The 12,327-nt window shown below is 44.1% G+C and carries 9 protein-coding genes; 7 read left to right on the forward strand and 2 right to left on the reverse strand.

Annotated features, from left to right (window positions below; genetic code table 11):
• From MSI_RS09455 to MSI_RS09470, 4 genes are all read left to right on the forward strand, one after another.
• A partial coding sequence (locus MSI_RS09455) for an HD-GYP domain-containing protein (RefSeq protein WP_039924656.1) occupies positions 1–405 on the forward strand: 405 nt, incomplete at its 5' end.
• A 187-nt stretch (positions 406–592) separates the two neighbouring features.
• Entirely contained in the window at positions 593–2,962 is a 2,370-nt protein-coding gene (locus tag MSI_RS09460; protein WP_009106209.1) for a putative glycoside hydrolase, read from the forward strand.
• Between the two features lie 13 nt (positions 2,963–2,975).
• Entirely contained in the window at positions 2,976–4,505 is a 1,530-nt protein-coding gene (mnmE, locus tag MSI_RS09465; RefSeq protein WP_009106212.1) for a tRNA uridine-5-carboxymethylaminomethyl(34) synthesis GTPase MnmE, read from the forward strand.
• A 21-nt stretch (positions 4,506–4,526) separates the two neighbouring features.
• Positions 4,527–6,395: an MATE family efflux transporter gene (locus tag MSI_RS09470; RefSeq protein ID WP_009106215.1), complete on the forward strand. Its 1,869-nt coding sequence runs from the start codon at positions 4,527–4,529 to the stop codon at positions 6,393–6,395.
• Positions 6,396–6,575: 180 nt separating this feature from the next.
• Here the strand turns inward: MSI_RS09470 and MSI_RS09475 are convergent, their stop codons facing one another.
• Positions 6,576–8,600 carry a M13-type metalloendopeptidase gene (locus MSI_RS09475; RefSeq protein ID WP_009106218.1) on the reverse strand — a complete coding sequence of 675 codons (2,025 nt, stop codon included), beginning with the start codon at positions 8,598–8,600 and terminating at the stop codon, positions 6,576–6,578.
• A 127-nt stretch (positions 8,601–8,727) separates the two neighbouring features.
• Between MSI_RS09475 and MSI_RS09480 the strand changes: the two genes are divergently transcribed.
• From MSI_RS09480 to MSI_RS09490, 3 genes are all read left to right on the forward strand, one after another.
• A complete protein-coding gene (locus tag MSI_RS09480) occupies positions 8,728–9,621 on the forward strand; it encodes a glycerol acyltransferase (RefSeq protein WP_009106220.1) in 894 nt (297 codons plus the stop codon).
• A gap of 65 nt (positions 9,622–9,686) precedes the next feature.
• A complete protein-coding gene (locus tag MSI_RS09485) occupies positions 9,687–10,424 on the forward strand; it encodes an IMP cyclohydrolase (RefSeq protein ID WP_009106222.1) in 738 nt (245 codons plus the stop codon).
• Between the two features lie 33 nt (positions 10,425–10,457).
• Positions 10,458–11,636, forward strand: coding sequence for a phosphoribosylaminoimidazolecarboxamide formyltransferase (locus tag MSI_RS09490; RefSeq protein WP_039924661.1), 1,179 nt, complete (start codon positions 10,458–10,460; stop codon positions 11,634–11,636).
• A 69-nt stretch (positions 11,637–11,705) separates the two neighbouring features.
• Here MSI_RS09490 and MSI_RS09495 read toward each other — a convergent pair whose 3' ends face one another.
• Positions 11,706–12,308 (reverse strand): hypothetical protein, encoded by a 603-nt coding sequence (locus MSI_RS09495; RefSeq protein ID WP_009106227.1) that lies wholly within the window; start codon positions 12,306–12,308, stop codon positions 11,706–11,708.
• Positions 12,309–12,327: the final 19 nt, after the last annotated feature.

Below are 12,327 nucleotides of genomic sequence, written 5' to 3' on the forward strand. Positions count from 1 at the left end.
AATTTCTGCGCCGCAATGATTTACGATGCAGGCTTCCTTGGAATTGATCCGGAACTTCTTGCTGCTACAAACCTTACAGAAGAGCAGAAAGAGGCTATTAAAGAGCACGTTAAACTTGCAGAAAAACATCTGGAATTCGTTCCAAAGAAATTCTGGTCTGTATTTGAAGATGCTGCCATGAAGCACCACGAAAATATGGACGGAACAGGTTATCCAAACGGACTTAAGGGCGACGAAATCCCACAGATTGCCCGCCTTATCCACGTTGCAGAATCTTTCGTTTCACTTTCAAGTAAACGAAATTACCGCGAGACCATGGATAAAGAGACTGCCATCGCTAAACTCCGCGAGCAGCCTCAGTTCTACGACCCAACCGTTGTAGACGTTTTGGATCAGATTGTATAGGAAAAAATAGCTGAAGTTTGGTAAAGGCAAAACCAGAGCAAAGGTTCGCGTTTTGCGAAGCATTGAACGCTGGAAATGTATAATAATTTCCAATCAGCGTTCTCGGCGTAGCAAAATGCGGTTCTTTGCGTAAGGTTTTGCAATTTTTTTTACTTAACTAACGAAATTTTTTGCCGATACAAGAAGTATGATAGTTCTACTTTTTGTACTCGGCTTTTTATTTATAAACGTACCAGCATTCGCACAGGAGACCTCTTCTCAGAGCGTAAAACCTCTCTATCAACTTCCCGACCGCGTTGTGCCTCTTGATGAAAAGGATTCAAGCCTTTCAAACTTCATCGTTGGCTCGGATAACGGACTTTTTAAAATCACTTCTAATAATAACGCAATTCCTCTCTGGACAGAGGGACGAGTAGACCAGATTGTTCAGGTAAATCTTGCTACAGAAAAAAAGCATCTTACTCCCTGCTGGATTATGCGCACTACAAAGGGCATTATTTTTACTTCCGACCTTGAACACTTTGAAGAGCGCAACGAAGGACTTTCCTTCCTCACAATCAAAAAATATAAGGACAAGCAGACTTCTCTTGAAAAACAGATTCAGGAGCTCAAGGATATCTGCGTAAACCCTGTTAACAACAATCAGATTGTAACCGCCACAAAAGACAATGTTTTCTACACAAAAGACGCAGGCCGTTCCTGGAAAGCACTCGGTTCAACAAGCCGCAATACCCCGGGCGTAAAAGCCGTTGCTGTTGCTACAATTCAGGGCGAAACAGTTGTATTTATGAGTCATCCTATTTTCGGACTTTCCTACACATTCCCGGACAGAAAAAATCCAGTCTGGACAGATGTATCTGCCGGTTTTGAAATCATGCCTTCTCTCAGCTCGCCTGATGAAATTGCAGACATTCTTCCTATAGTACGCACCCGCGCTGACGGTTCTGTTTTCACAGAAATTTATATTTCCCAGACCTATCTGCCCCGCCTTTACCGCTTCAACTGGGATGAAATGCGGGCTGAACTCATTTACAAGGGAGACACTCCTGCCGCAACCATCGACGGACTTACATCTATAGACAACGTAATTCTCTATACAACCCTGGAAGGCTTCGGCTCAGTTGATATTGAATCTTTGACCTCGCCTGGAGTTCCAGCCCGTTTTGCAGACTGGAACGAAGCCTTTTCAAAGGTTCCAGGCATGATAAACACAGCCTGGATTCCAACCGGCCGCTCAGGCTTTGCAAAAGGCCTCCTCCTCAACGAACTCTGGCTCCTTTACCCAGGCACAGTAAATTCCCCATACGCAGAAGTTGCTAACGGACGCAAGTGTATTTATGCCTCTGCCTACCAGTGCCGCAATCAGGCTGGAATCGACAAGTACATCAGCGCAGTAAAAGACCGCAACATGAACGGTCTTGTAATCGATATGAAGGATGACTATGGTCTTCTCCGCTACGATTCAAAAAATCCAGACGTACTTGCAAAAGCAAAAACTTCAATGTATGCAATCAACCTGGACGATTTTATCAGCCAGTTCAAAAAAGAAAATATCTATATGGTTGCCCGCATCGTAACCTTTAAGGACCGCTCACTGGCTTCTTACGCAGGCGGAAAATACGCAGTCTGGGATTACAAGCTCAAAAAGCCTTGGCTTGGCACAAAGGGTATGGAAGACGTTCTCGACGAAGAAGGAAATCCTACCGGCGAGCAGCAGATGGGCTATTACGACGAAAACTGGGTAGACCCTTATTCAGAAGAAGTCTGGGAATATAACATCGAAGTTGCAAAAGAGCTTATCGAACGCGGCTTTGACGAAATTCAGTTTGACTATATCCGCTTCCCGACCGACGGCCTCAATCTGGGAAATGCCACCTACCGCTGGCGTAGCCCTGGCATGGACAAGGAAAGTGCCCTCATCAGCTTCCTCTCTTACGCCCGTGAAAACATCGACGCGCCAATTGGCATCGACATTTACGGCGCTAACGGCTGGTACCGCTCAGGCACCCGCACAGGCCAGGACGCCGAAATGCTGGCAGAATACGTGGACGTAATCGGCCCAATGTTCTACCCGAGCCACTTCGAGCAGACCTTTATGAACTATCCGCCTGCAGAAGACCGCACCTACCGCATTTACTATTACGGCTCATACCGAAATACAATTCTCTGCCGCAACCGTGCCATCATCCGCCCCTGGATTCAGAGCTTCTACCTTGGCGTAAGCTACGACCGCCTCTATTACAACTCTGACTACATCAAGCGCGAATTCTACGGCACCCGCGACTCAATCAACCGCGGCTATATGTGCTGGAACAACGGCGGCGACTACACGACAACTCCAGCCGACGTGGGCACCGAGCCCTACGTTGGAAAAACCCCTGAAGCCGCAGAAAGTGTGCCAAAGCCAGCAGTCGGACTTGCCGAAAAGCCAAAGTTTGTGGACACAGGCCTTTCCATTCTGGATACAATTCTGCCACAGTCCCTTGAAGACGATATAAAAGGCGGTTATTTTCCATTCCTTATGACGCCGGCTCTTCCCATTTTGCCCTCAAAATAAGTAAAATGAGCCTATGACTATAGGCTCCTACACACCGGAAGAAGCAATTTCCTCAATCGCAACAGCCCTGGCTCCCGCAGCTCTGGGCATTGTTCGTTTAAGCGGCAAAAACTGCATCGAATTAGTAAGCAAAGTTTTCTCGCGCCCCAAGGCACTGCTGGCCGCCCCGGGAAATACATTGGTGTACGGGTGGATACAGGAAGGAGGGGAATCTCAAACCACTTCGTTGCGAAGCGACGAAGTGCTAGTGGGTTCAAGTACGCTGAAAACTGTAGAACCAATTACGACCCACGACCCCCGCAAAACCCCAAAACGCATAGATGAGGTTATGTTGGCTGTATACCGCGCACCAAAATCCTTTACCGGTGAAGACATGGTCGAGATTTTCTGCCATGGAGGCCCTGCCGTTGTTACGGCAATTCAGACTCTCATGCTTAAATCCGGCTTCCGTCAGGCACTACGCGGTGAATACACCTTCCGCGCCTACATCAACGGAAAAACCGACCTTACAAAGGCCGAAGCCGTAAAAGAAATTATAGACAGCCACACAGATGCAGGCCGCAGCCACGCCGTGGGCCGCCTTTCAGGCTCACTTTTTGAAGAAATCGACAGCATCAAAAAACTAATTATAGACACACTTGCTTCAATAGAAGTAGAAATTGAATACCCTGAAGACGAGGAAACAATTGCCGACACCTTTGACCGCAAGGATATAGAACTTGCCCGAGACCGCCTTCAGACTCTTGCCGACAGCTGGAAGGGCGAAAAACTCTACCAGGACGGAGCCCGAGTTGTTCTTGCAGGCCGCACCAACGCCGGAAAATCTTCGCTTTTCAATGCAATTTTGAAGGAAGAACGCGCAATTGTAAGTGACATAGAAGGAACCACCCGCGACTGGCTGGAAAGCTGGGCAAGTATTAATGGAATTCCGGTTCGTTTGTTTGATACAGCAGGTCTCCGAGAAACTGACGATGTAATTGAAGCTCAGGGAGTAGAGCTCAGCCGAAACCTTGCCAGCGATGCAGATGTAGTTTTGTATTTAATAGACAGCACTACAAAACCGACAGCGGAAGACGAAGAATTCATAAAAAACTGCAAGGAACCCCTTATTGTGGTTTGGACTAAGTCTGACAAGAACCAGGCTGGGGGCGTTGCGGGGGTATCCCCCGCAGAGAGGGTAGCGGAAGACGGCTTGCCGGCTGCAGCTAGGGGGATTCTTCCCCCTCCTCTACAAGTACAGATTTCTTCTAAAACCGGCACCGGCATTCCACTACTTTTCGCGCAGATTGCCAAAATCCTTACTTCGGGACTGACCACCGACCGCGAGCAGGCTGGACTTGGTTCGGCACGCCAGCGCGACTCCGTTGCAGAAGCCCTGGAAAACGTAAAGCACGCACTTATCAGTGCAGACGATAACTATACTCTGGATGCTGTTGTTCAGGATCTGGAAGAAGCCCTGGACTGCCTTGGCGAAGTAACCGGTGATGTAACTCCGGACGACGTTTTGGGCAGCATTTTTGCAAACTTTTGTGTCGGCAAGTAGCCAGTACACAGGAGAATTATTATGAAGCCATATTATTTGAAAACACCGCGGCTGGAACTTGTTCCAATGACAAGTGAATTTTTGCAGACAGCTCACGCTTATGCATCTGACCCTTTAATCACAAAAATGATGACATTTTTGCCAAGCGATTCGCTGGAAGATACGCAGAAATTTATCAGGGAATGCGAGGCTCAGTGGCACAGCGAAAATCAGACTGACTTTCAGTATGCAATTTTGTATAAAAAACAGCATATCGGTGGCATTTCCTTTACGATTTTAGAGGGACAGAATGCCGAACTGGGCTGGATTATTCAGAAGACATTTCAGGGCAATGGCTATGCGGCAGAAGCGGCTCAGGCTCTGATTGAATGGGGAAGCAAAAACCTTAAAATCAAAAAATACATTGCTCACTGCGATGCAGAAAATATTGCCTCTTACAAAACCATGGAAAACCTGGGAATGAAGAGGGTTTCTTTAACTGGTGGACGTTTTAATAAGGCAAATCCGGCAGAAGAACGTCAGGAATATATGTACGAAATGGAAGTTTCAAAAGCGCCTAAGGGCTCCCTTCCAATGCACAAGCTCTGCCTGCCTCTGGTTCTGGAACAGTTTTTCCGTATTCTGGTTGGTTCTGCAGATACCGTAATGCTTAGTGCCTACTCGGGTGCTGCGGTTGCGGGCGTCGGTCTTATGACCCAGTATGTTTTCTTTTTGATGCTGCTTTTCAGCGTGATTACAACGGGAACTACAATTGTGCTGGCCCAGTATATCGGGGCTAAAAAGTCAAAGCAGGAGCTTAATCACGTTGCGAATGCCTCTACCGTTATGATTATGTCGCTGGGCGTGCTTTTGACAGCGCTGGTATTCTTCGGAACAAAGCCCCTTTTGAGCTGCTATACTCTGGAGGATGAAGTTCGTAAGTCCGCCTTTGACTACTTTGTGATTTTTGGCGGAATCGGTGCTATTTTTAATGCGGGCAGCCTTTTGCAGTCGGCAATCCTGCGCGCTTACGGTTATACAAAGCAGGCTCTTTACGTGACCTTTGTTGCAAATGTAATCAACGTTGTGGGAAATGCCCTTTCTTTGTACGGCTTCTTCGGCTTCCCGATTCTTGGCGTAAAGGGTGTTGCAGGCGCTTCCCTTGTTTCAATGATTGTTTCCTGCATTCTGCTTCAGATAATCATAAAGCGGAAAAAAGACGTGGCTTTCAACCTCAAAACTGTACGCACAACACCGCGCTCTTTCTACAAACTTATCCTTTCAATCGGTGTGCCTACTGCCAGCGAAAGCCTTTCTTACAATATTTCTCAGATTGTAATTATGGCTATGATTTCCACTCTGGGAACTTACGCAATGTCGGCTCAGGTTTACACGCGAACAATCTGCCAGTACGTTTACATCGTTGCAATTGGAATGGGGGCTGCCTGCCAGATTAAGGCCGGCTACTTCGTTGGTGCCCAGCAGAGCCAGATTGCCTACAAAAAGATGTTCGGCTATTCGCTGGTTGCAACCGCTGTTTCTGTATCGATGATTTCTTTAGTCAACATTTTTGACGCTCCGATAATTTCGATTTTTACAAAGAATCCCGAAGTTTTCAAACTGGTAAATACACTGCTTCGTTTTTCAATCCTTGTTGAATTCGGCCGCTCGCTCAACCTCATCTGGATTGGCGGTCTTAAGGGTGCCGGTGATATCCGCTTCCCGGTTTTGTACGGAATGTTCTCTAACTGGTGTATTATGGTTTTCTTAAGCTGGCTTTTAGGACTAAAACTTGGCTGGGGCGTTGCAGGCTGCTGGCTTGGAATCGGCCTGGACGAAACTACCCGCGGAATCGTAATGGTATTCCGCTGGGTTAGTAAGCGCTGGATGTCGAAGGCATTGGTTCGGTAAGAAGATTATACAATTAGGAAAATTGGCGCGAGGGAGTAAAGTGTGGGGCAAAAACACTTTATTTGTGGTGGTCGCAATAGCGACCGGTTCTATAGTTACTTTACCACAAATAACGTGTAGCGCATTATTGCGCGGTTTTGCACCACACTTTGCGACCGGGAGCCATTTTTTTTAAATGACTTACCAAACCAAAATTCTATTTTCCGGTGCTAAATACATATTGTCACCAGGCTTTACATCGTAAGTTTTATAGAATTCCTCAAACTGCTGAACAGTTACATTTGTTCTCAAACAAGCCTTTGGATGCGGGTCATTAAAAGTATACCAGTAATCTGCTTCCGGAGTCATAACTCTACACCAAACCCTTGCAAAGGCTTCAAAGAACTCTTTGTAATTGAAATTCGGAAGGCTTTCTGCATGTTTGAGAATGGCCTTTACGCCTGCCATATCTGCAATTGCCTCTGTCTGAACAAGGGCACCCTGAGCCTGCAGGCCTTCCCAGATTGTAATGCTGTCATAATAAGCAATTAGCTTAGCTGCGCGTTTCTGGAAAGCAGCATAATCGGCCTTTGTCCACCAGTTACTCATGTTTCCGTCCTTATCAAACTGGGCACCCTGAGTATCAAAGGCGTGACTGATTTCATGTCCGATTACAGTTCCAATACCACCGAGAAGGGCTTCCTGAGACATTCCTTCATAATAGAAAGGCTTATCCAGCAAGCCTGGAATAATATTGATAGAGTTTTCTGAAGGCATGTAGAAGGCATTTGCAATAAGAAGCTCTTCTGCTCCCCAAAGTTCTTTATCAACTTTACCATTTGTATGAGAACGAATAAGATCTCTGTTATAAGCATCAATAGCTTTCATACAATCGAAGAAGGAAAGTCCTTTTAACTTCAATCCGCTGTAATCAACCCATTTTTCAGGATAGATAGCATGGATTTTCATATTATCAAGTTTTTCAAGGGCTTTTGCTCTTGTTGCCTCAGAAAGCCAGTCTTCTTCCTCAAGCATGTTACGGTAAATTGAAATAAGATTTTCACAGATAGCTGTAATATTTTCCTTTAATTTTGAAAGATCATAGCGTGCCAGATAAGCACGGTTCAAAGGAGTATTAAGCATACTCTGAACTGCTTCAACAGCCATTTTCTGATCAGGTAACCTTCCGCTAGATCCATTAATGATATTCTCTGCATCAAGACAAATCTCATAAGCTTTTCTATCCAGAAGATTTGCATAATTATTTACAGTTTTTACAATCAAAATAGTCTTTATCTGCTCAAGATTTTCCTTTTTGTAAATCTTATCCACTTCGGCTATGTTTTTGGGAGATATAACCATAAACTCTTTTGCATTTCCATAGCCCATATTTTCGATTAAACGCTTGAGCGGATAATTTTTGCAGAGAGCGAAAGTTTTTTCCGGTGAATAAATGTTATTTATCTTCTTTATAAAATATGGAGAGTTACCTTCGGCATTAGTATAAGATTTCTTTGCAAGAATTGCTTCCAGCTTAAGAGTATCATCCAGCATTTTTTCTGCCTGAGTCTCGGAATATCCCAGGCGGGCAAAGAGAGCCTTTGTTCTGTAAAGATAAGCCTGATAATATCTGTCGCCGATTTCAGTGCGTTTTTTATACTCAGCTGCATCATCCAGAATAAAAGAGTCATAACCCAGTGAAGCAATATAGGATGAGGAATCATCATATTTAGGCAGATTATAAATACTAAAGAACTGATTTACCAGAAATGTTTTATCAGGGTCTGTGATAAAATCAGAAAGCTGGTCAATTGTAGTAATTCCCGTAATCTGGCTGATAATATCCTCAACAGGCTTCAACCCCAGTGCATTTCTTGCATCCCAGTCCAAGATTGCCTTATACAAGGAACGAACGTTTTCTGCATCAATTCCCGGAATGTTCTGATTTGTAAGAACTTCAAGAATATTCTTCTGAATAGCATCTTCTACTTCTGCAAAAGAACTGTAATCCCTTTTTCCTTCAGGAATGTCAGTATTCTTAAGCCAGTCATAATTAACATACAGCTGGAAGTCTTCTTTTGGCGAAGGCTTCTGAGCCTTCATAACATTTTCTTTAATAAGGCTGTTTATCCAGGGTTTTCCACCGCCATAATTTTTTTCAGGCTGGGCAAATACTGCACTTACAAAAAACAGGGCAGCCAGGGCAGTAAAAAGTTTTTTCTTCATAGATTTTCTCCTTTTAATATAACAATATTTTATCACTGTAATTTTAATATTGCAATTTTTCACTTTCTAGTTTTTTTTATATGGGAAAAGTGCTATAATTGCCCTAAGCTTTTATAAGAGGATAATAATGGGTCAGACCTTAAAAGAAAAATACAGCAGCGTTTTTACTGAAATCATGAAACTTTCTAAAGCTGCCGCAAAAATTGATGAAACAAAGGTTTATGAAGAAGCAAACCTTGAAACTCGTAAATACATGTACAAACTTCTGGACGACAATTTTAAGCCGGATTCAGGTTTGGGAAATATCGAAAATTTTAAGGCTTTTTATGACGCAGTAACAAAGGAAGGAAAATCAGGCCTCATCCTTATGGAGCATTACACAAACCTTGATTTGCCTGCAATCCTTTATCTTCTGGAAAAGGAGGGCGAACCATGGGCAAAAGATTTTGCTTCACGTATCGTTGCTGTTGCCGGAATGAAGCTTAATGAAGCAAGCCCTGCTGTACGTGCCTTTACAGAAGGCTTTACCCGCGTTGTAATCTACCCTACCCGCAGTTTGAACGCCCTGGAAGCAAAACAGGTAAGTGAAGAAGAACTGAAGGAAGAAGAGCAGAGAGCCCGCAAAATCAACTTTGCCGCAATGCGCGCAATGGATGGTTGTAAAAAACGTGGTCAGGTAATTCTTGTATTCCCAAGTGGTACCCGCTATAGACCAGGAAAACCTGAAACAAAACGCGGACTTCGTGAAATCGACAGCTACCTGCGTCTTTTTGACTGCATGATTCTGGTTTCTATTAACGGAAATGCCCTCAGAATCAATCCTGAAAGTCCGGATGACATGCTTTCTGATATCTGTGAGCAGGATACTGTAACTTTAACAGCCAGCCCTGTAATCAATTGTAAGGAATTCCGTAATGAAGTTCTTGCAAAGGTTCCTGCTGACGATCCGGATCCAAAGCAGAAAACTATTGATAAAGTTATGGCTGTGCTTGAAGAAATGCACAATAAATACGAGAAATAGAATTTTAAAAGGTGACTTTGTGCTCAAAGCCACCTTTTTTTATAAAAAGTACCTGGAGTTTTTTTATGTCAAAGGTTGATTTATTCAATGAAGCTGGCAGCGTTAGCTACCCTGGACGAGGAATCGTTGCAGGCCTCAGCGCTGATGGAAAATTTGCAGTTTCTGCCTACTGGACTATGGGACGCAGTGCCGGAAGCCGCAACCGTATTTTTGTTGTAGAAGATGAAAACGGAAGCGAAGTTGTACGCACAAAGGCATTTGATCCAAGCCTGATTGCAGGTGACCCAAGTCTTATCATTTATGCAGCTGTCCGCCAGCTGGGAAACAAAACAATTGTTACAAACGGAGACCAGACTGACACAATTTTTGACGGCATGAAAAAAGGCCTGAGCTTTGAACAGTCTCTTTTGAGCCGTAAATATGAGCACGATGCTCCAAACTATACTCCACGCATTTCAAGTCTTCTTGATGTAGAAGGCGGAAAACTCCGCTATGCACTTTCAATTCTTAAGAGCGACGAGGGAAATCCTGACTGCACCCTGCGTCAGACTTTTGATTATGATAACCCTGCAGCAGGAGAAGGCCGTTACATCCACACTTACCAGGGTGACGGAAATCCTCTTCCAAGCTTTAGCGGAGAGCCTGTAAAAGTTTCAATCGATGCTAAAGGCGGCGACCTCAATGCCTTTGCTGATAAACTCTGGGCTTCTTTGAATGAAGACAACAAAGTATCGCTTTTTGTACGCTTCATCGAAATAGCAACTGGTAAGTATGAAGAAAAAATCATCAATAAAAATAAGTAGAAAAAGACAAGGAATTAATCTAATATGTCACGCATGAACGAATTACAACTTAAATACGGATGCAACCCGAACCAGAAACCGGCGCGGGTTTTTATGGACGATGGTAGCGACCTTCCAATCACAGTTTTGAACGGAAGACCGGGCTATATCAACCTTCTGGACGCTTTGAACGGCTGGCAGCTTGTAAAAGAGCTTAAAGAAGCAACTGGACTTCCCGCAGCAACAAGCTTTAAACATGTTAGCCCTGCCGGAGCCGCTGTTGGGCTTCCTCTTAGCGACACACTCAAGCAGATTTACTTTACTGACGGCGTTGAACTTACTCCGCTTGCCTGCGCTTATGCACGTGCCCGCGGTGCTGACCGTATGAGTTCATTTGGTGATTTTATTTCACTTTCTGATGAATGTGATGAAGCAACTGCCCTTTTGATTAAAAAGGAAGTTTCTGACGGTGTTCTTGCCCCTTCATATTCAGAAAAAGCTTTGGAAATCCTCAAGGCTAAGAAAAACGGAAACTATCTTGTAATTCAGATTGACCCAAATTACGTTCCTGCAGACTTGGAAAAGAAGCAGGTATTCGGTGTAACTTTTGAACAGGGCCACAACTTCCTTAAAATTGATGAGCAGTCTGCCCTTTCAAACATCGTAACAAAGAATAAGACTTTGAGCGAAGATGACAAAAGAAACCTCATTATCTCCCTTATCGTTCTTAAATACACACAATCAAACTCTGTTTGCTTTGTAAAAGACGGTCAGGCAATCGGAATAGGGGCTGGACAGCAGAGCCGCGTTCACTGTACCCGCCTTGCAGGCCAGAAGGCTGATAACTGGTGGCTTCGTCAGTCGCCAAAAGTATTGGGATTGCAGTTTGTAGACGGCATTAAACGTGCAGACCGCGATAACGCAATCGACGTTTACATCGGCGAAGAATACATGGACGTTCTTGCTGAAGGTAAATGGCAGAATATCTTCAAGGTAAAACCAAGCGTTTTCACCCGCGAAGAAAAAGCAGAATGGATTTCTAAGAACACAAACGTTGCTCTTGGTTCAGATGCCTTCTTCCCATTCGGCGACAACATTGAGCGGGCAAGAAAATCCGGCGTAACAGTAATTGCCCAGCCGGGCGGTTCAGTTCGCGATGACCAGGTAATTGAAACAGCCGATTCCTATAACATGACAATGGCATTCAACGGAATCCGACTCTTCCACCACTAAAAAAAAAGGCTGTCCTTTGCAGGGCAGCCCTTTTTGTATTTATACTCTAATATTAAGTATTATTTTATCCTATTCTTCTACAACTTCTGTTTCAGCAGTTTCTTCTGTGCTTGTAGCTTCTGCATCAGTTGTGATTTCAGCTTCAGTAGTTTCCTCTTCTGTAACAGTTTCTACTACAGGGATTTCAGCTTCTACATCAGCCTTTACTTTTACTGCAAGTGCAGATACTGTTGCTGTTACAGAGCTTTTAGCGCCTGATTCACGTTTTACAGAAATATCCTGTGTAACATAGATGAGAGCATCAGCATTATTGTATTTTGCTACATTAAGAAGTTTGTAAGTTGCAAGAGCAATGGCTCTTTCTTTTACAGACATGTTAGCTGGAATATTTGAACCGATAAAACCGTAATTGCCATCATCTCCCTTAAGAGATGCGTTGTTGATTTCTTTTATTCCAGTTGCATAGTTCTTTACTTCACGTTTAATTGCACTATTTGATGCAATAACAGTTGCACTTTCTGTAATGCGGCCAATAATTGTGTACTGGTCACGATTCAGAGAAACCTGAGTTTCCTCCATGGTTGCCTTTGTTCCAGATGGAATGCTTGCACATGAAACAAACAGTGCAGAAATGAATAGAGCTAAAGTTACTTTATAGAATACTTTTTTCATAAAACTCTCCTTTTTAATA

This window comes from Treponema sp. JC4, from assembly GCF_000260795.1.
GTDB lineage: Bacteria > Spirochaetota > Spirochaetia > Treponematales > Treponemataceae > Treponema_D.